General features: G+C 66.9%; 22 protein-coding genes, 2 tRNA genes and 1 pseudogene. 17 read left to right on the top strand and 8 right to left on the bottom strand.

Annotation, left to right across the window (positions count from 1 at the left end; all coding sequences use genetic code 11):
• Positions 1-33: 33 nt before the first annotated feature.
• From phoU to EAT51_RS19290, 4 genes and pseudogenes are all read left to right on the top strand, one after another.
• The gene (gene phoU / locus EAT51_RS19305; RefSeq protein ID WP_130519159.1) at positions 34-765 is read left to right on the top strand and encodes a phosphate signaling complex protein PhoU; all 732 of its coding nucleotides are present in this window, start codon (positions 34-36) and stop codon (positions 763-765) included.
• Between the two features lie 102 nt (positions 766-867).
• Positions 868-1,187, top strand: a pseudogene (locus EAT51_RS20885) (RcnB family protein).
• A 117-nt stretch (positions 1,188-1,304) separates the two neighbouring features.
• A complete protein-coding gene (rnt, locus tag EAT51_RS19295; RefSeq protein WP_130519161.1) occupies positions 1,305-1,964 on the top strand; it encodes a ribonuclease T in 660 nt (219 codons plus the stop codon).
• Positions 1,964-2,305: a DUF6966 domain-containing protein gene (locus EAT51_RS19290; RefSeq protein ID WP_130519163.1), complete on the top strand. Its 342-nt coding sequence runs from the start codon at positions 1,964-1,966 to the stop codon at positions 2,303-2,305. The genes rnt and EAT51_RS19290 overlap by 1 nt, the downstream gene beginning before the upstream one ends.
• Before the next feature lie 4 nt (positions 2,306-2,309).
• Here the strand turns inward: EAT51_RS19290 and rhtA are convergent, their stop codons facing one another.
• Entirely contained in the window at positions 2,310-3,200 is an 891-nt protein-coding gene (gene rhtA / locus EAT51_RS19285) for a threonine/homoserine exporter RhtA (protein WP_165421964.1), read from the bottom strand.
• A gap of 99 nt (positions 3,201-3,299) precedes the next feature.
• Between rhtA and EAT51_RS19280 the strand changes: the two genes are divergently transcribed.
• Positions 3,300-3,842, top strand: coding sequence for a helix-turn-helix domain-containing protein (locus EAT51_RS19280; protein ID WP_130519167.1), 543 nt, complete (start codon positions 3,300-3,302; stop codon positions 3,840-3,842).
• A gap of 47 nt (positions 3,843-3,889) precedes the next feature.
• Complete coding sequence (locus tag EAT51_RS19275; protein WP_130561908.1) at positions 3,890-4,396, top strand: O-acetyl-ADP-ribose deacetylase; 507 nt, start codon at positions 3,890-3,892, stop codon at positions 4,394-4,396.
• A 178-nt stretch (positions 4,397-4,574) separates the two neighbouring features.
• Here EAT51_RS19275 and EAT51_RS19270 read toward each other — a convergent pair whose 3' ends face one another.
• The 4 genes from EAT51_RS19270 to rnr form a co-directional block, all read right to left on the bottom strand.
• Positions 4,575-7,577, bottom strand: a complete 3,003-nt coding sequence (locus tag EAT51_RS19270; protein ID WP_130519171.1) for a diguanylate cyclase — start codon at positions 7,575-7,577, stop codon at positions 4,575-4,577.
• Between the two features lie 36 nt (positions 7,578-7,613).
• Positions 7,614-8,360, bottom strand: a complete 747-nt coding sequence (gene rlmB, locus EAT51_RS19265) for a 23S rRNA (guanosine(2251)-2'-O)-methyltransferase RlmB (RefSeq protein WP_130519173.1) — start codon at positions 8,358-8,360, stop codon at positions 7,614-7,616.
• Between the two features lie 142 nt (positions 8,361-8,502).
• Positions 8,503-8,952 (bottom strand): GFA family protein, encoded by a 450-nt coding sequence (locus EAT51_RS19260; protein WP_130519176.1) that lies wholly within the window; start codon positions 8,950-8,952, stop codon positions 8,503-8,505.
• 15 nt (positions 8,953-8,967) lie between these two features.
• Positions 8,968-11,511: a ribonuclease R gene (rnr, locus tag EAT51_RS19255; RefSeq protein WP_425479887.1), complete on the bottom strand. Its 2,544-nt coding sequence runs from the start codon at positions 11,509-11,511 to the stop codon at positions 8,968-8,970.
• 95 nt (positions 11,512-11,606) lie between these two features.
• On the opposite strand from rnr, the gene EAT51_RS19250 reads away from it, so the two are divergent.
• The 8 genes from EAT51_RS19250 (at position 11,607) to EAT51_RS19205 (ending at position 20,535) form a co-directional block, all read left to right on the top strand.
• Positions 11,607-11,691: transfer RNA gene (locus EAT51_RS19250), tRNA-Leu, on the top strand.
• A gap of 695 nt (positions 11,692-12,386) precedes the next feature.
• A tRNA-Leu gene (locus EAT51_RS19245) sits at positions 12,387-12,471 on the top strand.
• Between the two features lie 229 nt (positions 12,472-12,700).
• Entirely contained in the window at positions 12,701-13,900 is a 1,200-nt protein-coding gene (locus tag EAT51_RS19240) for a tyrosine-type recombinase/integrase (RefSeq protein WP_122379227.1), read from the top strand.
• Entirely contained in the window at positions 13,897-14,964 is a 1,068-nt protein-coding gene (locus EAT51_RS19235; RefSeq protein ID WP_122379228.1) for a PDDEXK nuclease domain-containing protein, read from the top strand. The genes EAT51_RS19240 and EAT51_RS19235 overlap by 4 nt, the downstream gene beginning before the upstream one ends.
• A 335-nt stretch (positions 14,965-15,299) precedes the next feature.
• Positions 15,300-15,695: an ATPase gene (locus EAT51_RS19230; RefSeq protein ID WP_122379229.1), complete on the top strand. Its 396-nt coding sequence runs from the start codon at positions 15,300-15,302 to the stop codon at positions 15,693-15,695.
• 742 nt (positions 15,696-16,437) lie between these two features.
• A complete protein-coding gene (locus EAT51_RS19220) occupies positions 16,438-17,265 on the top strand; it encodes a DUF932 domain-containing protein (protein ID WP_122379231.1) in 828 nt (275 codons plus the stop codon).
• A gap of 80 nt (positions 17,266-17,345) precedes the next feature.
• Positions 17,346-19,409 (top strand): ParB/RepB/Spo0J family partition protein, encoded by a 2,064-nt coding sequence (locus EAT51_RS19215; RefSeq protein WP_122379233.1) that lies wholly within the window; start codon positions 17,346-17,348, stop codon positions 19,407-19,409.
• A gap of 811 nt (positions 19,410-20,220) precedes the next feature.
• On the top strand, positions 20,221-20,535 hold the full coding sequence (locus EAT51_RS19205) for a DUF736 domain-containing protein (protein WP_122379235.1): 315 nt from the start codon (positions 20,221-20,223) through the stop codon (positions 20,533-20,535).
• Between the two features lie 111 nt (positions 20,536-20,646).
• Here the strand turns inward: EAT51_RS19205 and EAT51_RS19200 are convergent, their stop codons facing one another.
• The 3 genes from EAT51_RS19200 to EAT51_RS19190 are packed head-to-tail and all read right to left on the bottom strand — an operon-like array spanning position 20,647 to position 22,379.
• Positions 20,647-21,483 (bottom strand): macro domain-containing protein, encoded by an 837-nt coding sequence (locus EAT51_RS19200; RefSeq protein WP_128550710.1) that lies wholly within the window; start codon positions 21,481-21,483, stop codon positions 20,647-20,649.
• 33 nt (positions 21,484-21,516) lie between these two features.
• Positions 21,517-22,080, bottom strand: coding sequence for a TIR domain-containing protein (locus tag EAT51_RS19195; protein WP_122379265.1), 564 nt, complete (start codon positions 22,078-22,080; stop codon positions 21,517-21,519).
• An 8-nt stretch (positions 22,081-22,088) separates the two neighbouring features.
• Positions 22,089-22,379 (bottom strand): helix-turn-helix domain-containing protein, encoded by a 291-nt coding sequence (locus EAT51_RS19190; RefSeq protein ID WP_122379264.1) that lies wholly within the window; start codon positions 22,377-22,379, stop codon positions 22,089-22,091.
• Between the two features lie 285 nt (positions 22,380-22,664).
• Here EAT51_RS19190 and EAT51_RS19185 point away from each other — a divergent pair, with 285 nt between their 5' ends.
• The 3 genes from EAT51_RS19185 (at position 22,665) to EAT51_RS19175 (ending at position 24,521) form a co-directional block, all read left to right on the top strand.
• Positions 22,665-23,000 carry a DUF2958 domain-containing protein gene (locus EAT51_RS19185; RefSeq protein ID WP_122379263.1) on the top strand — a complete coding sequence of 112 codons (336 nt, stop codon included), beginning with the start codon at positions 22,665-22,667 and terminating at the stop codon, positions 22,998-23,000.
• Positions 23,001-23,346: 346 nt separating this feature from the next.
• Entirely contained in the window at positions 23,347-24,117 is a 771-nt protein-coding gene (locus EAT51_RS19180; protein ID WP_122379262.1) for a DUF2285 domain-containing protein, read from the top strand.
• Positions 24,118-24,236: 119 nt separating this feature from the next.
• Positions 24,237-24,521, top strand: coding sequence for a helix-turn-helix transcriptional regulator (locus tag EAT51_RS19175; RefSeq protein ID WP_084304870.1), 285 nt, complete (start codon positions 24,237-24,239; stop codon positions 24,519-24,521).
• Positions 24,522-24,545 lie beyond the last annotated feature (24 nt).

Here is a 24,545-nt window from a genome sequence, read left to right as displayed (position 1 = left end):
CTCCACATTCCTCTCCACTCATTTCCCGCGCCCATGAACAACTTCCCGCACGACCACATCGTCAAGAGCTACGACGAGGAGCAGCGCCGCATCGCGGCCGAGATCCTGCACATGGGCGAGATCGCCGTGGCCCAGCTGGAAGCGGCGCTGGACGTGGTCGAGCGCCGCGACGACCGCGCCGCCGAACGCATCATCGCCAACGACGAGGCCATCGACACGCTGGAGGACAAGGTCAGCCACGACGTCATGCAGCTGGCACTGCGCGGACCGATGGCGCGCGATCTGCGCGTGATCCTGGCCGCGCTGCGCATCCCCAACGACATCGAGCGCATCGGCGACTACGCCTCCAACGTGGCCAAGCGCTCGATGGCGCTGAACATGCTGCCGCCGGTGCCGCACGCCACGGGCCTGCGCTCGCTGGGCCAGTTGGCCGCCGAGCTGGTGCGCGACGCCATGGCCGCCTACCGCGACCAGGACGCGCAGCTGGCGCTGGAAGTGCGCGACCGCGACGCCGAGCTGGACGCGATGTATACCTCGCTGTTCCGCGAGCTGCTGACCTACATGATGGAGGACGCGCGCAACATCACCCCGTGCACGCATCTGCTGTTCATGGCCAAGAACCTCGAGCGCATCGGCGACCACGCCACCAACATCGCCGAGAACGTGTGGTTCCTGGTACAGGGCGATCATCCGCTGCCGCCGCGCGACAAGCGCGACGAGACCTCGACCACCAATATCCCGTCAGGCGGGCTTTCGCAATCCTGACTCCTGAGTGCGGGATGTAACGAAAATTTTCAGCGTATTCATATTCGCCAGCGCAGGCTGCACGCGAGCCCGGAGATCGGGCCCTCTGCAAAGGAGAACGCCATGAAACGCTTGTCCACCCTCTTCCTGGCTCTGTCGCTGGCCGCGAGCGCCACCGCAATGGCCGCTCCGCAGCATCATGACGATCGCCATGACGACCGTCGCGGTCCGCCGCCGCCGGCGCGCCATCACGATGCCCACATCACTGGAGCCGTGGCGAGCATCTGGGCCACGATCACCGCGGCGTCTACGTCCGCGACTATCGCATTCACCACCTGCCTCCGCCGCCGCGCGGTCACCAGTGGCGCCGCGTCGACAACGACTATGTACTGGTGGCCGTGGCCACTGGCATCATCACCAGCGTGATCGCGGCCAGTCACTGACCCACTGGCGTCATGCGGCGATCGAAAGGGACGCGCCGGCAACGACGCGTCCCTTTTTCATGGTCGCGAGCGCCTTGCGCGGGCGGACGCGCGAGGCCTGTCTGCTAGGCTTTCGCGATGCACGACGCCCCCACCCCGCTATCGCCGAATCCCACCGCCCCGCCCTTCACCCCGATGGCACGCCGTTTCCGCGGCTTCCTGCCGGTGGTGGTGGACGTGGAGACCGGCGGCTTCGACTGGAACCGCCACGCGCTGCTGGAGATCGCCGCCGTGCCCCTGGACCTGGATGAGGCCGGCCGCTTCGTGCTGGGCGACACCGCCTGCGTGCATCTGGAGCCGGCGCCGGGGCTGGAGATCGACCCCAAGTCGCTGGAGGTCACCGGCATCGTGCTCGACCATCCCTTCCGCCTGGCCAAGCCCGAGAAGGAAGCGCTGGACCACATCTTCGCGCCGGTACGGGCGGCGGTGAAGAAGCACAACTGCCAGCGCGCGATCCTGGTCGGGCACAACGCGCATTTCGACCTGCACTTCCTCAATGCCGCGGTGGCGCGCACTCAGCACAAGCGCAATCCGTTCCACCCCTTCAGCGTGTTCGACACGGTCACCCTGGGCGGGCTGGCCTACGGGCAGACGGTGCTGGCGCGCGCGGTGCAGGCGGCCGGCATGCACTGGAACGCCGACGAGGCGCATTCGGCCGTCTACGACGTCGAGCAGACTGCGCGGCTGTTCTGCAACATCGCCAACCAGTGGCCGCGAATGCAGGCCGCGTCCGAATAATGACGCGCGAAGTCCCGCCGCCGGCTGACGCCTCGCTGCAGCCGCTCATCGATGTGCTGGACGCGTTGATCCAGGTGCTGGAACAGGACGGCGATACCCACTGGAGCGCATGGATGCGACGCGCGAAGTCCCGCCTGGCGCAAGGCGATGATCGCGGCGCGGACGACCTGCTCGGCGCCTACGGCGGCATGGGATCGTTCAACGACCTGATCCTCGGCCAGTCGTACCAGGACGGACGCTTCGCCTGGAAACCGGGCTACGCCGCACTCAATGAGCGGTTGGACGACTTGCGCGGCCGCGCCTGGGAGCTGGCGCAACAGATCCGGCGGCGGCGCGCCTGAGCGCCTAGTCCGGCAGCGGCGCCGCCGGCGGCGGGGTCCGGGCGCCCAGCGTGGCCCCGGCCGAGGCCACGATCACCGCGGCGATCGCCAGCCACTGCAGGCCCGACAGGCGCTCGTGCAGGAACGCCAGTCCGCACAGGGCGCCGATGGCCGGCTCCAGGCTCATCAGCATGCCGAAGGTGCGCGTGGGCAGGCGGGTGAGCGCCATCATCTCCAGCGAGTACGGCAGCGCCATCGACAGCACCGCCACGCCCAGCGCCGCCGGCAGCAGCGCCGGCGCCAGCAGCGCGCTACCGGCGTGAATCACGCCCCAGGGCACGGCCACCATCGCGGCGATGGACGAGCCCAGCGCGACCATGCGCGGGCCGTGCCCGGCGCCGGCCTTCTGCCCGAAGACGATGTACAGCGCCCAGCACACGCCCGCGCCGACCGCACACGCCACGCCGAACGGATCCAGCGCGGCGTCGCGACCCGGCCACGGCACCAGCAGCACCAGGCCGAGCGCGGCCAGCAGCGCCCACACCAGATCCAGCGCGCGGCGCGAGCCCAGCAGCGCCAGCGCCAGAGGGCCGGTGAACTCCAGCGCCACCGCCAGGCCCAGCGGCACGGTCTGCAGGGCGAGATAGAACAAGGTATTCATCGTGCCCAGCGACACGCCGTAGCCGATCAGCATCTTCCACGGCAGCGCGCGCCAGGGCAGCGTCCAGGGGCGGAAGGCGATCCACAGCAGCACCGTGCCGGAGCCGAGCCGCAGCGCGGTCGCGCCGGTGGCGCCGACCACCGGGAACAGCGTCTTGGCCAGGCTCGCGCCGGCCTGGATGGACACCATCGAGGCGAGCAACAGCAGCACCGGGAACAGCACCGAGGACTTCAGCGAGGGGGACGAGGCGGACACGAAGAGCCTGCAGTGGATGAGCGCGAGGCTGCGCACTATATTGCGCAGGATGGTCAATCTAATGACGCGCAATATAGTGCGCAACCGGACGGAGGCGCGATGAGCGTGCTCGAACATGTAGCCGGCAATCTGCGCCGCCTGCGCCAGCAGGCCGGCCTGAGCCAGCAGGCGCTGGCCGAGGCCGCCCAGGTCAGCCGGCGGATGCTGGTGGCGATCGAATCGGGCGATGCCAACGTCAGCCTCAACACCCTGGACCGCTTGGCCGCGGCGCTGGGGGTGCAGTTCGCCGACCTGCTCAAGTCCGCGGCGATCGACGACCCGACGCGCGTGGATGCGCTGGCCTGGCGCGGACGCGACCCCGCCTCGTGCGGCGTGATGCTGTCCAGCGTGCCGGCAGGCCATCAGGTCGAACTGTGGCAGTGGACGCTGATGCCGGGCGAGCGCTATGCCTCGCAGGCCGATCCGGCCGGCTGGCGCGAGCTGCTGCTGGTGATCGAAGGCACGCTGACGCTGGAGAGCGTCCACGGCCTGCGCCAGTTCGCCGCGGGGGAACACCTGGTGTTCGCCAGCGATGCCGGCGACTACGCCTACCGCAACGATGGCGAGGCGCCGCTGCGGCTGGTGCGCAACGTCGTGTACTGACGCCCGTCTTCGCACCCAGGCCACGCGCGCCGTCGCAGGCTGCTCCCATGCCACCCGAACTCCGTGCCCTCCGCGCCGACATCACCACGCTTCAGGTCGATGCCATCGTCAATGCCGCCAACAGCAGCCTGCTCGGCGGTGGCGGCGTCGATGGCGCCATCCATCGCGCCGCCGGCCCGGAGCTGGTGGCCGCGTGCCGGCTGCTCGGTGGCTGCCAGACCGGGCAGGCGCGCATCACCGCCGGCTATCGCCTGCCGGCGCGCTACGTGATCCACACCGTCGGGCCGGTCTGGCACGGCGGCGAACATGGCGAGGCGGCGCTGCTGGCCGACTGCTACCGCAACAGCCTGCGCCTGGCCGGCGAACGCGACCTGGCCAGCCTCGCCTTTCCCTGCATCAGCACCGGCATCTATGGCTTTCCTCCGGCGCCTGCGGCCAAGATCGCCGTGGAGACCGTGCGCGCCGAGGCTGTCGCATATCCGAGCCTGCGCGAGGTGCTGTTCTGCTGCTTCTCGCAGAAAGACCTAGCCCTGTACGAAGCGCTGCTGCGCTAGCGATGGTCCTTGCGGCGACCAGCGCTGGGCCCGCAACACACCACCTATCGCCATTCCCGCTAAAGCGGGAATCCATGGACGTTCGCGCAAGGAATCAAAGTCGCGCGGTTTTCGCTTTCGCGGGAAAGAAGGACGCTCACAAGGCGGCCCTCAACCCAAACCCCACACCCCCAAGCACTCAATCGTGCTCGATCCGGTCGCGCCCATTGCGCTTGGCGCGATACATCAGGCGATCGGCGCGCTGATAGAGCGAGGCCGGCGCGGCATCTCCGGGCTCCAGCACCACCAGCCCGGCGCTGAAGGTGATGGCCAGGCCGGCGATCCCGCCCCAGTCGCGGCGCGCATGGAACAGCGCGCGCAGCCGCTCGCAGGCCAGCGCGGCCTGTTCCAGCGTGGTGTCGGTGAACAGCAGGCAGAACTCCTCGCCGCCACTGCGCGCGGCCATGTCGGCCTCGCGCTGCTGCGCGGCCAGCACCTGGCCGACCTCGCGCAGGACCGCATCGCCGACGGTATGCGAGTACTGGTCGTTGACCCGCTTGAAGTGGTCCACGTCCAGCATCGCCAGGCACAGCGGCTGGCCGCTGCGTCGGGCCCGGGCCATCTCCTGCGCCAGCCGCTCCTCGAACGCGCGACGATTGGGCAGGCCGGTCAGCACGTCCTCGCGCGCCTGACGTTCGAAGGCCTCGGCCTGCGCACGCAGTTGCTCCAGCAGGTCGGTCTTCTCCTGGTCGGCCAGGCGCAGGCGCTGCGCCTGGGCCTGCAGGTCGCGGGTGCGCGCATCGACCAGCCCGGCCAGGCGCTCGGTGCGGTGGCGATACCAGTGCACGCGATACCGGTACAGGCCGAACAGCACCAGCACCAGCAGCGCGATCGCGCCGAACTGCACGCCGTGGCGCTGCCACACGAAGGGCTCGACGGTGAAGTGCAGCACCGCCTGCCGCGCGCTCCACGCCCCGTCCGGATGCGCGGCGGACACGCGCAAGGTGTAGTCGCCGGGCGGCAGGCGCGCCAGTTCGATGCTGCGCTGATGTCCGCGCCGCACCCAGTCGCCGTCCAGGCCGTCGAGCCTGGTGCGGTACTCGGTGCGCTCGGGCAGCAGATAGCTCAGGCCGACATAGCTGACCGTCAGGCGCTGGTCGCCGTTGAGGCGCAGCGGCTGCTCGGTGCGCCAGGCCAGCGGCGCGCCGTCGCGCTGCACCTCGTCGATCACCACCGGCGGCGCGGGCCGATCGCGGAACCACTGCATGCGCGCCGGATCGACGATGGTCACCCCGCCGGCCGTGGCGATCCACACCGTGCCGTCGCCGCGCACCACGGCGGTCGGCCCCGAGCTGCCGTTGGCCTGCGAATTGGCCATGCCGTCCATCTCGTTGAAGCTGGTCAGCACCACCCGTGGCTGCAGGCCGTCGGCGACGCGGTCCAGGCTGGCCAGGTCGGTGTACAGCACGCCCCGGTTGCTGGTGATCCAAAGGTGGCCGGCCTGGTCGGGCCGCAGCTCGAACACCGTGTCCACCGGCATGCCCTGCTCGCGGCCCACGCGCGCCAGCTTGCCGCCGCGCACGCGGTACAGGCCACGATCGGTGGTGATCCATACCGCATCGCCCAGGCGGATGAAGCCGAACACCGTGCGCGCCCCGCCCAGGCCTTCCAGCGGCAGGTGCTGCACCTGGGTGCCGCGCAGCACCAGCGCGCCTTCCAGCGTGCCGATCCAGACCGCGCCGGGCTCGCTGTAGACCGAGGTGATCAGGCCGCTGGGCAGGCCGGGCACCTGCGGCCGCACCGCGCGTGCGCCGTCGATGTAGGCCAAGCCGCGCTGGGTGGCCAGCCACACCACATCGTCCGGGCCCACGCTGATCGCGCGCACGGTGCCCTGCGGCACGCCCTGCTCGGTCCCGTAGCGGGTGACCGCGCCGTGGAGCGGCACGCGATACACGCCGTCGCTGGCCGTGCCCACCCACAGCGTGCCGTCGCGCTGGCGCGCCAGGCTCAACACCGAGGGCGGCTTGCCCGTCTGGGTGGGCAGGGCCACGGGTGTGACGTGGCGGTCGGCGCTAATCCGCTGCAGGCCCAGCGGATGGCCTACCCACATTGCGCCATCGGGCGCCTCCAGCAGCGCGCGCACGTAGTCCGAGTCCAGGCCGTGGCGCTTGGTGATGTTGGAGAACAGCGTCTCGTGCAGGCGGAACAGGCCGCCGTTGGCACCGATCCAGAGGCTCCCCTCGGCGTCTTCCTTCAGCGCGGTGATCCGCCCGCCCGGCAGCGGCCAGGCCGAGGTCAGGGTCTCCACGCCGTTGCGCCCGATGCGCAGCACCTCGCCGCCTTCTGTGCCGATCCACAGCTCGCCGCGCCGGTCCTGCAGCATCGAACTGGGGCGCCCCACCTTGGGCAGCACATGGCGCAGCACCAGGCCCTGGCCCTCCATGCGGTACAGATGGTCCTGCGCCACCACCCACAGCGCGCCGTCCGGCGCCAGGTAGGGCCAGGCCGCGCCGGGCGGCAGGCCGGCCTCCTGGGACACGTTGTGCAGCGTGCCGTCGTCATCGCGCCGCAGCAGGCCCTCGGTGCTGCCGACCAGGACGCGATCCTGCGCATCGACGGCCAGGTGCGCATAGGCCGTGCGCAGCGGCGAATCCGGCCCCGGCGTCTCGTAGCGGTAGCGGCCGTCCGGCTCCAGGCAGGCCAGGCCCCGGCCCTCGAACAGCATCCACAGCCGGCCGTGGCGGTCCATGGTCATCGCCGGCAGCAGCACGGCCGGCGCATCGGCCGGCCGCGGCCAGATCTTGAACGTGCCATCGGTGCCGTAGCGGCTGATGTTGCCGCGCGAATCGCTCAGCCACAGCGCGCCGTCCGGCGAGACGTACAGCGCGCCGATGCCGTTATCGGCCAGCGCCGGCCGGGTACCGCGGTCGAAGGTGGTGAAGTCCAGGCCGTTGTAGCGCGTCAGCCCTTCCCAGGTGCCGAACCACAGATAGCCGTCCGGGGTCTGGGCGATGTCGCGGATCGAGTTGTGCGGCAGGCCCTCGCGCGAGGTCCACAGGTCGATGGCGTAGTCGCGCAGCGGCGGCGCCGGCGACAGCGAGGCGGCGGCCAGGGCCGACGCGGCCGGCGTCAGCAACACGCACAGCCACAGCAGCGCCCACGCCCGTCGCCATGCAGCGCGATGCCGATGCGTCCGCGTCATGCCGCCCCCTGCCGCACGTAGCCCCCTTCGCCCGCCTCAGAGGCCGCGCTGGCGCACGGCCTCGAACAGGGTCACCCCGGTGGCGACCGAGACGTTGAGGCTTTCGATATCGCCCGGCATCGGGATCTTGACCAGCCCGTCGCAGTGCTCGCGCGTGAGCCGGCGCATGCCATCGCCCTCGCCGCCCAGCACCAGGGCGATGTTGCCGGTCAGGTCCAGGGCGTAGAGCGAGTTGTCCGCCTCGCCGGCCAAGCCGTAGATCCACACGCCGGCCCTCTGGATCTCGCGCAGGGTGCGCGCCAGGTTGGTCACGGCGATCACCGGGATGCGGTCGGCGGCCCCGGCCGAGGTCTTGCGCACGGTGGCGTTCAGGCCCACCGACTTGTCCTTGGGGATGACCACCGCGGTGACGCCGGCGGCGGCGGCGCTGCGCAGGCAGGCGCCGAGGTTGTGCGGGTCCTGCACGCCGTCGAGCACAAGCAGCAGCGCGCGGCCCTGCGCGCCTTCGATCAGGCCGGCCAGCTCGCCCTCGTCCCAGGTGCGCGCGGCGGCGTAACGCGCGGCCACGCCCTGGTGGCGCACCTGGCCGCCGACGCCGTCCAGCGCCTGGGTGGTGACGCGACGCACGTCGATGCCCTTGCGGCGCGCGTTCTCCTCGATCTCGGTCAGGCGCGCGTTCTTGCTGCTGCCGTCGATCAGCACTTCACGCACGTGATCGGCATCGTTGTCGATCGCGGAGGCGACGGCGTTGACGCCGACGATCCATTGGTTCTGTTTGCTCATGAGGGAAAGTCTTGGGAAATCGGCTTTCTTGAAGGGGAAGGCGGGGCGTGGGACCTGGGCGGGCGGAAGATCGTGGCGGCACCGAGGACGGACCGTCGGCACCGCGCGATTGTTCCCGAATCCAGAAGACGATTCCGCCTCGTCAGGTGTCGCGGTCGGGATGCTGGAAGGAAACGATGCGGGAGAGGAATTCCAGCGAGGCGCTGTCCTGCTCGGTGCGGCGCGTCGGCAGCGCCGCCAGCGTGTCGGTGAACGGCAGCCGCCCCTCCACGCCGTACTGGATGTGCGGGGGAAACAGCGCCGGGGTGTCGAACGCGCCGGCCGCCAGCGCCACGCCGTCGGGCGCCTCGTAGGTCAGCGGGGTGCCGCACTGGTTGCAGAAGCCGCGCTCCACCAGATTGGAGGAGGCAAAGCGCGTGGGCTGGCCGCGCGTCCACTCCAGGGTGGCGCCGCGGGTGGACACCAGCGGCGCGTAGTAAGCACCGAACGCCTTCTGGCACATGCGGCAGTGACAGATCGAGGCGTCGTCCAGCGTCCCGCTGACGCGAAAGCGCACCGCCCCGCACTGACACCCGCCGCTGTACTCGCCCATCGTCCGCCGCCTCGCTCAGTACTTCTGCTTCTTGCGCTTGGCCGGGAACGCCTGCGGCGGCTGCTCGTCCGCGGCGGCCCCGTCCTGGCGCTGCTCGACCAGCCTGAAGTCGATCTTGCGCTCCTCCATGCTGGCCTTCATGACCTGCACCTGGACCGCGTCGCCCAGGCGGAACTCCATGCCGCGGCGCTCGCCGGAGAGCGTCTTGCGGATCGGGTCGAAGTGGTAATAGTCGTGCGGCAGCTGGGTCACGTGGACCAGGCCGTTGACCTTGGACTGGTTGAGCTCGACGAACAGCCCGAAGCTGGTCACCCCGCTGATCACCCCGTCGAAGATGCCGCCGACATGCTGCTCCATCCACGCGGCGCGGTAGCGCTCGTCGACCTCGCGCTCGGCCTCGTCGGCACGGCGCGCACGCTCGGAACACTGCAGCGACAGCGCGGCCATCTCGCGCGGGCTGTACTGGAACTTCTCCACCGGCTTGCCGCTGAGGGCGTGCTTGATCGCGCGGTGGACCAGCAGGTCCGGGTAGCGGCGGATCGGCGAGGTGAAGTGCGCATAGGCGTCCAGCGCCAGGCCGAAGTGGCCGGCGTTGTCCGGCGTGTACACCGCCAGGCTCTGGCTGCGCAGCACCACCGACTCCAGCAGGGCCACGTCCGGGCGCTGACGGATCTTGTGCAGCAGCGCGGTGAAGTCGCGCGGCTCGACCTTGCTCCACGGCGGCATGGACAGCTTGAATTCCTTGAGGAACTCCAGCAGGTCGGCGTACTTGGACTCCGGCGGGCGCTCGTGCACGCGGTACGGCGCCGGCACGCCCTTGGCCAGCAGATAGCGCGCGGCCTGCACGTTGGCCGCGATCATGCATTCCTCGATCAGCTTGTGCGCGTCGTTGCGCACCTGCATGCCGGCCTGGGTGACCTCGCCCTTGTTGTCCAGGACGAAGCGCACTTCGCTGGTCTCGAACTCGATCGCGCCGCGCTTCTGCCGCGCCTTGGCCAGCAGGCCGTACAGCGCGTGCAGGCGCTGCACGTGCGGCAGGATGGCCGGGCCGATCTGGGCCTGCGCCTCGGCGTCGTCCTCGCCCACCGCCTTCCATACCTGGTCGTAGGTCAGGCGCGCATGCGAGCGCATCACCGCCTCGTAGAACTTGGACTCGGTGACCTCGCCGTTCTTGTTGACCTGCATGTCGCACACGAAGCACATGCGGTCCACGTTGGGATTGAGCGAGCAGATGCCGTTGGACAGCGTCTCCGGCAGCATCGGCACCACGAAGCCGGGGAAGTAAACCGAGGTGGCGCGCAGCTGCGCCTCCTCGTCCAGCGGGGTGCCCGGGCGCACGTAGTGCGACACGTCGGCGATGGCCACCACCAGCCGGTAACCGGAGCGGTTGCTGATGCGCAGGCCCTTGCGGTTGGACTCGCAGTAGACCGCGTCGTCGAAGTCCTTGGCGTCGGCGCCGTCGATGGTCACCAGCGGCATGTCGCGCAAGTCCACGCGTCCGCCGATCATCGACGGCTCGACCTTCAGCGGCACCGCGGCGGCCTCGTCCAGCACGGCCTGCGGGAACTCGTAAGGCAGCTCGTGACCGTGGATGGCGGTCTCCACCACCAGCGAGGGGGTGAGTTTGTCGCCGAGCACGGCGATGATCTTGCCGATCGGCTCGCGGCGCCCGTCCGGCGCATGGGTCAGCTCGCACACGACCAGCTGGCCGTCGCGCGCCTCGCCGCGCGCGTCGGGCGGGATCATCACGTTGCGCTGCATGCGCTTGTCGTCGGGCACCACGAAGCTCACGCCCGCCTCGATCGCGAAGCGGCCGATCAGCCGGTGCACGCGGCGCTCGAGCACTTCCACGATCGCGCCCTCGCGGCGGCCGCGCCGGTCCATGCCGGTGACGCTGGCCAGCACGCGGTCGCCGTGCATGACCTTGCGCATCTCGAACGGCGGCAGGAACAAGTCGTCGCCGCCCGCCTCGGGCCGCAGGAAGCCGAAGCCTTCCGGGTTGGCGATCACCACGCCCGGCACCAGGTCCATCTGCTCGGCCGGCGCGTAACCGCCGCGGCGGTTGAGCAGCAGCTGGCCGTCGCGGACCATCGCATTGAGGCGCTTGCTCAATGCCTCGAAGCGGTCCGGCGCGGTCAGGTCGAGCTTGGCCGCCACTTCCTCGGCGGTGAGCGGGCCCTCGCTGGCGGCCAGCGTGCCCAGGATCACTTCGCGGCTGGCGATGGGCTGGGCGTAGCGCTCGGCCTCGCGGGCGGCATGGGGGTCGACGAAGCCGGCGTGGCCCGCGCCCTGCGCGGGCACCACCACGCGCGGACCGCGCGGGCGGCGTTCGAACGGACGCGGCCCGGCATCGCGCGGCCGGTCATCGCCGCCGCGGCGCCCGCCGGGCGCACCCTTGCCGGGGCGCGCCGGGGCGGGCGCGTCGGGCTGTTGCGGCATCCAGGGGGGGAGCGACTTGCCGGCGGGCTTCTTTCCGCCGCCGGCGGCATTGCGTGATTTGGAAGGCGAAGCCTTGCCCGATGGGGGGTTGCGTCCGCCCGATCCAGTTTTTTTGGTCATGCGCGCATGGTACACCCCAAGGCCCGCGCTTCCTGGCCCGGCACGCCTGCCGCGTTGACAATCCTCGCCGTTCACCGCACCATACGCGCCCCGTTGCCCAGGTGGCGGAATTGGTAGACGCACTAGTTTCAGGTACTAGCGGGTAAAACCGTGGAGGTTCGAGTCCTCTCCTGGGCACCAACGGATCGGCAGGTCACTGCCACACATCAAACCCCGCAAGCGCGGGGTTTTTTGTTGTTCGTTTCTTGGGCGGCGAGAGATCGTGGCGCACGAGTTTTCTTGGCTTCGGAAGGGCAGCGGTCCGGCGGGCGGGGGCCGCTGATCCCTCAATCAGGGCATCGTGCCCTGATTCAGGCGCTCGGCGTCCTGCCTCGCTAGGCGCGGCCCCCCGCCCGCCGGACCGCTGCCTCGTGCGTCAGGTCACGAGGCTGCGGTTTGCGGAGAGCGTTAGACCACCTTCCCTCGCGCATAACGCGATCAGTGACGGGAAATGATCGACTTGAGGCCCCCTCCCTTGCGCGCAGCGCAGGGGAGGGCTGGGGAGGGGTCGGGGCTTTACCCGGCAAGCCACAGAAGCAAGAGCAAAAGCACCCCACCCCGGCCCTCCCCTTCGCCTTCGGCGAAAGGGAGGGGGCAGAGCGCTTGATCAATGCCTCCGGGTCGAGCGGAGTCCTGATCTCTTCGCTGTAGAGCCTCGACCAGGCCGGGTCGCGGTTGGTAAACGAAGCGAACTCACCGGCCGCAAGCACATCAACAGGTCCGCGTCGCCGCACTCCGACGAGGCGACTTTCCGATCTTCCTGCCCGCGCGCGCGATGCGATGCGCAAAACCTGTTGACGTGCGCCCCGCCCTGACCGCAGAATGCGCGCCCCGTTGCCCAGGTGGCGGAATTGGTAGACGCACTAGTTTCAGGTACTAGCGGGTAAAACCGTGGAGGTTCGAGTCCTCTCCTGGGCACCAACGGATCGGCAGGTCACTGCCACACATCAAACCCCGCCAGCGCGGGGTTTTTTGTTTCACGATGACTCCAGTACCGCAATTCGCTGGACTACGCCAAGGCTCGATACAGAAGGTTTATCAATCACTTAGGCGAGTTCAACATATGCCGGTGCTTTCCGAAACTTGACCCGGCTTCCCCTCGCGTGGCTCCCATGCGGCTCTTGGAAACCGGGCTTTCCGAGGAGTCATCATGGCGAAGATCAAGCTCACCAAGTCCGCAGTCGATGCGGCACAACCCCAAGACAAGGCCATCGAACTGCGGGATACCGTGGTGCCCGGCTTCCTGTGCAAGATCACCCCGGCCGGCCGCAAGGTGTTCATGCTCCAGTACCGCACCAACGCCGGCGAGCGCCGCAAGCCCGCCTTGGGTCAGTACGGGGAACTGACGGTCGATCAGGCGCGCACGATGGCGCAGGAGTGGCTGGCCGAGGTACGCAAGGGCGGCGATCCCAGCGCGGCCAAGAACGCCGCTCGCAAGGCACCGACCATGAAGGAGTTCTGCGACACGTTCATGGAGGACTACTCCAAGCAGCGTAACAAGCCCAGCACGCAACGCGGCTATCAGGGCGTGATTGACCGCTGCATCATCCCGATCCTGGGCCGGATGAAGGTGCAGGACGTGAAGCGTCCGGACGTGGCTGCGCTGATGAAGAAGCTGGCCTACAAGCCGACTGAGGCGAACAAGAGCTTCGGCGTCTTGCGCAAGATGTTCAACCTGGCCGAAGTGTGGGGACTGCGCCCGGACGGCACCAATCCGTGCCGCCACGTCCCGATGTACCCGCCCGGCAAGGAAACACGGCTCATCGTGGACGACGAGCTGGTGAGGATCTTCCGGCATCTGGAACACCTGGAGGCGGAAGGATTGGAGAGCTACGTCATCCCGCTGGCGATCCGCCTGCAATTCGAGTTCGCCGCCCGCCGCTCCGAAATCTGCCCGCTGGAATGGGACTGGATTGATCTGGAAAAGCGCCGCGTCGTCTGGCCCGACAGCAAGACCGGCGGTATCTCCAAGCCCATGAGCGAGGAAGCCTATCGGCTGCTGTCCACCGCGCCGCGCCGGGACGGCTGCCCCTATGTCCTGCCGTCGCCCAACGATCCGACCCGGCACCTGACCCACGGCGAGCACTATGGCGGCTGGACGCGCGTGCTCAAGGCCGCCAGCGTGCCGCATGTCGGCACGCACGGCATCCGCCATCGGGCCACGACCGACATCGCCAATTCGGGCGTGCCGACCAAGGTCGGCATGAAGCTGACGGGCCACAAGACGGTGGCGATGTTCATGCACTACGTCCACACCGAGGACAAGCCGGTGCGGGATGCGGCCGAACTGGTGGCGAGCCGACGGCAGGCCATTACTGGCGCACGGCAGCCGCAGGAGGCCGTGGCATGAATAGGCGCAAAACATCCGTTCCTTCGCCCGCAGCGCCTGCGGCGCTGCTGGGCGACATCCGGGCGCTGATCGAGGCGGCGCGGCAGCGCGCCGTCTCGGCAGTGAACAGCGAACTGACGATGCTCTATTGGCGCATCGGCCAGCGCATCCATACGCAGGTCTTGGAGGGGCGACGGGCCGACTATGGCGAGGAAGTCGTGCTGACGCTGGCGACGCAACTGGTGCAAGAGTACGGCAGCAGCTTTGCAATGAAGAACCTGCGCCGGATGGTGCAGTTTGCCGCCACCTTCCCCGACGAGCGAATTGTCGTATCACTGATACGACAATTGAGCTGGACGCACTTCATCGCCCTGATCCCGCTGAAAGACCCGCTCCAGCGGGACTACTACGCGCAGATGGCCAGCGCCGAACGCTGGAGCGTGCGCACGCTGCGCGAGCGCATCGACTCGATGCTGTACGAGCGCACGGCCCTGTCGCAAAAGCCGGACGAGACGATCGCGCAGGAACTGGCGAGCTTGCGCGATGCGCAGCGCATGACGCCGGCGCTGGTCATGCGCGACCCGTACATCCTCGATTTCCTGGGCCTGCGGGACACTTGGCAGGAAAGTGATCTGGAGGCGGCGATCATCCGCGAAATGGAATCCTTCCTGCTGGAGCTGGGTGCGGGCTTTTCCTTCGTCGCCCGCCAGAAGCGTATCCCGATTGACGACGAGGATTTTCACCTTGACCTGCTGTTCTACAACCGAAAGTTGCGTCGGCTGGTGGCGGTGGAATTGAAGATCGGCGAGTTCAAGGCCGCCTACAAGGGGCAGATGGAGCTTTACTTGCGCTGGCTGGACAAGCACGAGCGGGAGCCGGAAGAAGCCTCGCCGCTGGGGATCATTCTCTGCACTGGCAAGAAGCGCGAGCAGATCGAGTTGCTGGAACTGGACAAGTCGGGCATCCACGTTGCCGAGTATCTGACCAGCTTGCCGCCGCGTGCGGTGCTGGGCGAACGGTTGCAGCAGGCGACCGAGCGGGCGCGTTTACAGATCGAGCAGCGGCAGTCTGACAAGAAATCCTGACTGCAATATCCGGGCGTCCCGGCGTGCCGCCGTCGGGTTCGCGGGCTGCGCCCCGCGCTTCGTACCGAATCGCGGCCATTCGGCGCTGACCCCTGACGCCTTCGGCCCGGCTTGTTGATCCGGGCCTGCCCGCTCCGCACGCCAACGGCGGGGCTGCGAGGGTGTGGGTGGGCGGTCTTGCTGTTCCCTTCACCGTATCACGGCGTTCTCGCAGTCAATGGCTGCGCGTGCTCGCACGCTTGCGGCCTGGAGGCCGTCTGCGACCACTGACCGCTTGCGCTGCGCCGTGCTGGCCACGGTTCCGGGCAATTCCGCCCGTGCAACCGGAGATCGTCATGAACGACAAATCCCATGTTTCGCTTGAACAACACATCTGCCTGGTCTGCGGCGCGAGCTTCGACACCGGCGCCATCCTGCTCGACAAGCGCCTGCGTGCGAGCATGAAGCGCCACACGACGACCGGCTGGGGCCTGTGCCCGGAACACCAGAAGCTGTCCGACGATGGCTTTGTCGCACTGGTCGAATGCGATCCGCAGCGCAGCGGCTCGCCGGCGGGCAGCGGGCGCATGAAGCCCGAACAGGCGTACCGGACGGGCCGCCTGGCGCACCTCAAGCGCGAGGTGTTCGCCAAGGTGTTCAACGTGCCGATCGCGGCCGGCCAGCCATGCGTGTTCGTTGAACCTGGCGTGATCGAGCAGTTGCAGACGATGGTGGAGCCGGCGGCGCACTGATCGCGCATCCACCTGGCGCGTTGCCCTTCGGGGTGACGCGCCATTTTTTTCTGCTGCGCCCGGTGCCGATGCCTTCGCGCCTTCGGCGCTGCGCGCTGGCGCTTGCACTCCAGGGGAAAGCCCTGCGGCTATCCCCGCCGCGCTGCGCTTGGCGCCCCTGCAAGACCGCCGCCCCGGCTGCGCCGGCGCGGCAACCCCCTCGCATCACCAGCATTTGTCCCAGGGCATCAAGCCCGTGCTGTCCATCTTTCCTTGCATGTGCGTCCCCCGGCCAAGAAGGCATGGCCGGGTCGCGCTGTCGTGCGTTGCATCGAGCCTCGCGGTGCGAGTCTCGCCCCTGTCGGGCTTCCATCGCTGACGCCTACGGCCCGGCTTCCAGCTTCGGGCCTGCGCGCTTCGCTTGCGTGCAGTCCGGCACAAAGGGACGGCCGTTGCCTGTCCAGCCATCTTTCCTGACCTCATCACCTTGTCCGCGACTGTAGCCCACGGCCGGAGGCCGTCAAGGCGCGCAGGGCCGTGTCCTCGCTGCGCTGCGGGCCGCACCAACCCTGCGCTCGTTTCCTTGACGGCCTCCGTCCGCGCGCTCCTGACCGTCGCGGGCGATGAACTCAGGAAAGACGGTGGCAACGAGGCCGACCGGGTTCTTCGTGCCCACCGCACAGAAGGCCGAAAGGCTGGGCTCCGAATCTAGGAATCCGGTGTGCGGTGAACAGCAAACCCTTCTTCGTCAGGAGTCAAGACCATGCAACTCGCTTCCCGTTTCGCTTCCCGTTCGCCGTCGCTGCGCAGCGATTACCCGCTGTCCGATGGCCAAATCCAGCGCGTGGCCCCGTCCATCTTCGCGGACGCCCCGCATGAGAGCCGTTCCGAGCGGTACAGCTATATCCCCACCGCCGCCGTGCTGACCGAGCTTCGCAAGGAAGGTTTCCAGCCCTTCATGGTGGCGCAGACCCGCGTGCGCAACGAAGACCGCCGCGACTACACCAAGCACATGATCCGCCTGCGCCATGCCAGCCAGATCAACGGCGCGGAAGCCAATGAAATCGTGCTGCTGAACTCGCATGACGGCACCAGCAGCTATCAGATGCTGGCCGGCATGTTCCGGTTCGTTTGCAGCAATGGCCTTGTCTGCGGCGACACCGTGGCCGATGTGCGCGTGCCCCACAAAGGCGACGTGGCCGGTTCCGTCATCGAAGGCGCTTACGAAGTGTTGAGCGGCTTCGAGCGCGTGAAGGAAAACCGCGATGCCATGCGCGCCATCACCTTGAACGATGGCGAATCCGAAGTGTTCGCCCGCGCCGCACTGGCCCTCAAGTACGACGACCCCGACAAGCCCGCGCCCATCACCGAATCGCAAATCCTGATACCGCGCCGGTTCGATGACCGCCGCCCGGACTTGTGGAGCGTGTTCAACCGCACGCAGGAGAACCTGACCAAAGGCGGATTGTCTGGCCGCAGCGCCAACGGACGCCGCCAGCGTACCCGCCCCGTGCAGGGCATTGATTCCGATGTGCGCCTGAACCGTGCCCTGTGGCTGCTGGCCGATGGCCTGCGCCAGTTGAAAGCCTGAACCCCGCGCACGCGGCAGGGGCAGGCAGCAGCCCTTGCCGCTTCTTTCGCTGCATTCCTGAACCGATAGGAGCTATCACCATGAACGCCGTTACCCAAACCGAAGCCCGCGCCATCCAAGCCCCCGCGCTGGAAGCCGCCGACCCCACCAAGAACCTGATTCTGGTTCCGCTGTCGCGGCTGGTGTCGCGTCCCGCAGGCCGCAACGTGCGCAAGACCCCGCGCATGTCGATTCCCGAACTCGCCGCCAGCATCCAGCGTGTCGGCCTGCTGCAAAACCTCATCGTCATCGCCGCCACCGATCGCGAACATTACGAAGTCGTGGCCGGTGGCCGCAGGCTGGCCGCGTTGAAGCTGCTGGCGAAGAAGCACCGCATCAGCAAGGAATGGGACGTGCCTTGCCTGCTGGTGGCCGATGGCACGGCGCGCACGGCCAGCCTCACCGAGAACGTGCAGCGCGAAGCCATGCACCCCGCCGACCAGTTCGAGGCATTCGCCGCGCTGGTGGCCGAAGGTAGGCCCATCGAGGACATTGCCGCAGATTTCAGCGTGTCCCCGCTGGTGGTGCAGCGCCGCTTGAAGCTCGCCAACGTCTCGCCGCGTCTGCTCGCCGACTACCGCGCCGAGGCCGTGAGCCTTGACCAGTTGATGGCCCTTGCCATCACCGACGACCACGCCGCGCAGGAAAGCGCGTTCTACGATGCGCCGACATGGCAGCGCAGCCCGCACAACCTGCGCGACCGCCTGACCGAACGCGAAATCGACGCCTACCGGCATCCGCTGGTGCGTTTCGTCGGACTGGACAGCTACGAGCAGGAAGGTGGCGGCATTCGCCGCGACCTGTTCGCCGAAGGCGATAAAGGCGTGTATCTGACCGACGCCGCGCTGCTGGAACGGCTGGCGCAGGACAAGCTGGCGGGCATCGCCGCCGAGGTGAAGGCCGAAGGCTGGGCATGGGTGGATGCCACGCCGGGCGTGACCCATGCCGACCTGCACGTCTTTCAGCAGGCACCCAGGGAGCGCCGCAGCCCGAACAAGCGCGAAGCGCAGCGCATCGAGAAGCTGCAAACCAAGCTGCACGAACTGGCCGAGGCCGTGGATACCGCACTGGACGCCGACGACGAGGAAAAGGCCGATGCCTTGCAGGAGGAAGGCGAAACCCTGGGCGAGCAGTTGCAGGCGCTGGAAGATGGCTTGCAGGACTATGCCCCGAACGTGAAAGCCGTAGCCGGTGCCATCGTCAGCATCGACCGCGACGGCGCAGCCGTGATTCATCGCGGGCTGCTGCGCGAGGTTGAAGCCAAGGCGCTGCGCACGCTGGAACGCTTGCGGCAGGGTTTCGGCAGCGAAGGCGAAGTCGGGAACGACGACGAAGGCGAGGACGCCGGGCAGTCCAAGACCGCCGCCATGTCCGACAGGCTGGCGCAGCGGTTGAGCGCCCACCGCACCGCCGCGCTGCAAATCGAAGTGGCCCGGCATCCGCAAGCCGCGCTGGCCGCCGTGGTGCATGGCATGGTGCAGACCGTCTTGCAGGAAAGCCACTATGGCCTCACCCGTGATGCTCTGCCGCTGGGCGTGCGCCTCACGGTGCAAGACCGGCTGGATAGCCTCGCCCCGGACGTGTCGGAATCGCCTGCCGCTTTGGCGCTTCGCACCTTGCAGGAAGTCGCGGGCGAAGCCTTGCCGCAGGACAGCGCCGAACTGTTCGCCGCGCTGCTGGCGAAGTCGCAAGACGAACTGGTGCGGCTGCTGGCCGTGTGCGTGGCCTCCACGGTGGACGTGGTGACGCCCCGTGCCACGGCGCACCGGCCCGGTGAGGAACTGGCGCAAGCCGTGGGCCTCGACATGACCGCATGGTGGAAGCCGACCGCAGAAGGTTACTTCAAGCACGTTTCCAAGGCCGTGATTCTGGATGCCGTGGGCGCGTTCGCCCCCTCGCACGTCACCCGGCTGGCGAAGTTGAAGAAAGGCGACATTGCCAGCGAAGCCGAACGGCTGGCCGATGGCACCGGCTGGATGCCCGCCATCTTCCGGGCCGAAGGCCCGCAGCAGGACGCGCAGGCCGTGGCAGAGGATGCGAACGCAGAACCAACGGAGGAAGCCGCCGCCGTAGCGGATGAGCCGGCCGAAGCATTGGCCGCGTGATCGTCAACCGCAAGCAAGCGCCCTGGTTCTAGCCGGGGCGCTTCGCTGTCCAGTCAGCACCGGCCCCAAGCCGTGCCGCCTTGGGGCCGGTGGTCAAAAATCCGGGCGCGGCAGTGGCCGCGCCCGGTTCCAACATCGAAGTCAAAATCGCCCCGTTGCCGCCTTCGTCCAGGCGGCAACGGGGCGGACGTGCAAGTACCTTGCACGCGACACGGCCATCGGCGCCCGCTGGCGCGGGCAAGGTTTCGATGGCGCCCCGCCGCAATGGGCGGGACTTGTGGGGCTACGCCCCGGCTTGCTGCGGCAGGTTGTGCGAAAGCGTGCCGTCCCCGACGCTGGCGGTTCGTCGTCCGTGCGTCACGAAGGACGGTTCATCGACCCACCGCCCGGCCTCGCCTGATGGAGCTTCCACACCACGCCTCAAGCATGTGGCCGCGAGCTGCGGCAGGGGCGCTCTGGCCTTGTCGTCGGGGCTTTGACCTGGTTCGCGTCAGGGCGCAAGCCGGCGCAGCCGTCACGCGGGATGGCGAGTCGGCCATGTCTCCATTCGGGAACGGGCGGCCCGTGCGTCCTTGGCTTGTCGTGAATCCTGGCGAGGGAATGGCTGCGCCTTGGGCTTCATGGCTGCAACCTTCCAGCGAAAACAATTTCCCCGCCGCTGCGCGGCTTCCTCGCCCAGCAAATTCTTTTCGCTTCCAGGTTCTCCACGGTGTTGCGACCGCTGCGCGGTGCGGCCAGCCCATCCCCCGCCGGCCGGATCACAACAAGGACGCACTGGCGCGACCTTGTTCAACCCGAAAGGAGAAACATCATGGCTAACATCGGCACCTTCACCGCAGACAAAGACGGCTTCACCGGCACGCTGCGCACCCTGACACTCAACGTCAAGGTCAAGCTGGTTCCCAACGACAAGGGCGACACCGAGAACGCCCCCGACTTCCGCCTTCAGGCGGCTGGCCACGACATCGGCGCGGGGTGGAAGAAGACCAGCGAGGCCGGGCGGCCCTACGTGTCCGTGTCCCTTGACGATCCTTCGTTCCCGGCAACCGTCTATGCCCGCCTGATCGAGAACGAGGACGGCACGCACGACCTGATCTGGTCGCGCAGCAGGCCCAAGGCGGCCTGACGCCCGCTCAAAGCGCCCCGCCCATTGCGACGGGGCGCTGTGCTGTAGCACCACACAGGGCGCCAGCCAGAATCCAGAAAGAGGCCGGCCCGCTCCGGGCTGTTAGGAGGATTACACGCCGTTCCTGGCGGATTTGATGTCGAGAAGATTAATCTGGTCGATCTTGTCTCTATGGATCACGATGGTCAGCCTCGCGGGATACTTGAATCTCATCTCGCTGATCCTGAACGTCCATAACATTATCTTCAGGAGATCCTCGTCGGAAATGTTCTTGTGCCCTTTGATTCGCGTGATTCCCGAGCCGAAGATCGTGGTCGATACGCTTTTCTGGGCGTAGACATTGTTTACCTTGTCCCAGAAATTGATGAGGAACTCAAGGTACTCCGGCATCGTCAACAACGCCTTGTTGTTCTCGTCGAACTTGGAGAACGCGGTCAGGAGATAATCTTTATACAGACAGATCGTGCCGATTTGGTACCTTTTCTTCTTCCCCTGCTTCCTAGCCTCGTTCTCATCCAGGACTTCGCTGTCGTCAAATGCGTATTCCTCGATGTGACGATCCAGCTCGGAGGTCGGGACACCAAGATGCTTCTGGATGAAAACGCCGTTGAGGGAAGTCTCACCAATAATCTTGTTGTCCACCTGCGTGTCGAAATACTCATTGAAGGCGATTGCCTTCAATCCCGGCTGCTGAAAAATGTCGCCGGTCTTGATCGAAACATCGCTGCCCTCAACATTGATGTCGATGCTGTTCAGGTTGTTAGACCAGAGCCATATCGCCAGATAGGTGAGTGCAAGTAGTGCCAGAAAAGCCAAGCCGGCCGTCAGTTTCCACTCGGCAGGGATGTCGGCAAAAATGACCACGAAAGACAGCGTGCCGCTGGCGACAGCGGTGATCTCCAGGAATTTCTTGATGACCCGCTTGTCAAAAAAATCGACCTTCGCCATGACGTGGACCGCTTACTCCAATTTCTCAATTAATTACGGATTGTACCTGTAGATATCTGGGGCCTTCTTGCTCCCAACCATGAATCCACCATCCTGCAAGGACTTTTTGATAAGTTCCTTGTTCATAGGAACATGAAGCGTCGGGACTTTGCTCATCGAATCCCGGAACACAGGAAGATTTCCCCAAAGGTTCTTGATCTCCTGTTTTAGTGATCCATTGACTAGCAGGCTTTCCTTGGTGGTGTATCCGGGATAGATGACAATGACGGGCAATCCTTGGTCATTAATCCCATAGTCAATTTCTTCTCGAAGGGCACGAGAGTTTGTCGTGATCGAACTCAAGATGAAAATGATGTTTTTCGAGTTCCGAATGCGCTCCCGGAGTCTCGGTTTCAGGGTGTATTCCCAATCGCTACCATCACGGACGCTGTAAGTTTTGTCGTGCGAATCAACGAAAGGGAACGTCGCATCGGCACCTTTCCACATCCGCAAGGTGTTGTAATACTGAAAATCTCTCGTTGCATTGGCGCCCAGTGCGCTGGGATGGAATGGCTCTGCAACGTAAAATGCGGTGTAATTTCCGTTTCGATATGCCATATCGTCTCTCAATTTCCATCTGAATTCAGTAGCGCCTCAAGCTCCTGACGCACCCGCGCCAGCAGTTCGTCGGCTTGGTTCGTGCTGTCGCCGGCATACGCCAGCGTCAGCAGTGTGAGCGGATGCACTTCCATCACGTCGCACAGCTCGGCCAGCTTGCTGATGGTCGGGCTTTTCAGGTCGCGCTCCAGCGTACTCATGTAGGTGCGGCTCGACACGTCGGAGAACGCTTCCTGGCTCAAGCCACGCGCTTTCCTGACCGTCTTCAATGCCTTCGCCAACGAGTACGCTGCCGCCACCTATGGTTTCCTCTCAAAAACCAAGATGACAGCCCATTGCGTCCTATAGAGCTACAATCTATAGTGTTCATTTGGTGTTGTTCTACGCTTTCGTGCCTTTACGGAAATCCGCATCTGCGGATGACTCCAAATCAAGGGAACCGCATTCGTGTCTTTACTGACTTGCACCCATGCACGTTCGTGCCTTTGTGCTTCTGCGGATTCGCGGGCTTGCGTATCTGTTGTTCCGTGCCCAAGCGGGGATGCGGTTCGGCGGCTTCGTTCCTTTGAGGGGAGAGGCCAGCCATGAAAGCGCTCATCACCGATGAAGAACGCGGTCGGCTGCTCGCCAACGGTCAGGCCCGCGCCGACGACCCGCTGCCCGTCCTGCGACTGTTCACCCCGGACGCCCATGTCACTTGGCTGCTGGCCTCGCTCGATCCCGCCGATGGTGATACGGCCTGGGGGCTGATCGACCTGGGCATCGGGATGCCTGCCCTGGGTACGGTCAAGCTGTCCGACCTGGCATCCATCGTCGGGCCGAACAAGCAGCCGGTGATGCGCGATCGCTACTTCCAGCCGACACGGCCGCTGTCGGAGTACGTCCGGCTGGCGCAGGAAAACGGCTCCATCACGGACTGACGCAGGCCCGCGCAGCGGTTCCAAGCGCAGCGCATTGTGACTATTTCAGTCTCACTCAAGACCGGGCCGGTCTGAATCCGCACTCTTGCACCGAAGCGGTACGACCCTGCTGCAAACAGTCATGGTCTTCGGCGCGGACTGCGGCACGGTGTCCGATGCAGCCCGTCAATTCCTGGCGGTGCAGCCGTCGCATTCAGACGATTTTCGCAATGCACCGGAGCCAATCGGTCTTGACACCTACTGCCACAGCCTAACCCGATAACGATGACGTTTTGATGTTGAACCGATAGCTCCCGCACCACGAAAACCGTGGCGACGTTCCTGCTGACCGTCAGGAGGCATCGTCATGGCCGACCCGAGCGTTGAACACTGGTATCCGACCGCCGCGTATCTCTACACGCTGCACCTTGATGGCCCCGCGCTGGCCTGGGAGTATCTGCGCCGAAACCCTGACTACCGGCGCGACTGGCTGCGCCGTCGTCGCCGGCCTGATGCGGCGCACGCCTGGGGCTTGCGCCTGCTGGAAGACCCGGCCCTGGATGCACGAGATGCGCATCCAGCCTGGTTTCCCGACCACGATGCGGTGGTGCAGCTCTACCCGGACGCCGACCCGCCGCCCGAAGCCGACGCCTTCGAGTTCTGGCGCGTCCCCGGCCGCAAGCACCTGATCCACGACGGCAAGCGCCTGGTGCTGGTGTCGCGCTGGCCCGGCTGCTGCATGCGGCTCGCGCTGGCGCCGGGCCTGGAAGACGGCATGGCCTACCTCTACGCCACCCGCGCCTGCGCCACGCCCTGCGCGCGCTATCGCACGCTCGCGGCCGAGCTGGACGCCCTGGCCGCCGCCACGGTCGCCGAACCTGCGGCGTCGGCCCGTTCCAGGCCGACACCCGCCGCACTGTTGGAACTGCACACCTTGCAGGCGCTCGACGCGACCCTGGCGGGCGCGTCCTTGCGCGAAGTCGCCGAAGGGTTGTTCGGTGCGGATGCCGTGACCGCCGACTGGCACAAAGACAGCGCCTTGCGTGCCCGCGTGCGGCGGCTGGTGCGGCGTGGCGTGGCGTTGATGCGCGGCGGCTATCGCAGCCTGGCGCAGCTTCCGCCAGTTGCACCGCATTAGGGGGGACGTTTCGCGCCCCCTGCAAATCGTCCCTTAGCAGGAAGCCTCGCTTTCTTGAGACTGACTCCATCCGGTCGCGCTGTGTGACCGGCCTTTGCCGACCGATGGAGGTTCACACCATGCGACCCGCTCCCTTGCGGCCTGCCGCCGCTGCTGTCGCTGCGCCCGCGCAGCCCCAACGCTACCTGACCAACGACGAAGCCGCCGAATACCTGCGGCTGTCGCCGCGCACGCTGGAGAAACAGCGCGTGATCGGCGGCGGGCCGAAGTTCCGCAAGTTCGGCCGGCGCGTCATGTACGCGGTGGCCGACCTCGATGCCTGGGCCGATGCACGCAGTTTCGATGCCACGTCCGACCCGGAGTACGCCGAGCGCCATGCGGGTGACTACCGTGATCGCCGCTGATCGTTGGTTCACGGGTGGCCGCCG

The organism is Pseudoxanthomonas winnipegensis (assembly GCF_004283755.1).
GTDB classification, from domain to species: Bacteria; Pseudomonadota; Gammaproteobacteria; order Xanthomonadales; family Xanthomonadaceae; genus Pseudoxanthomonas_A; species Pseudoxanthomonas_A winnipegensis.
Note: the sequence above shows the minus strand (reverse complement) of the source record. Positions and strands in the feature narration are given on the sequence as shown.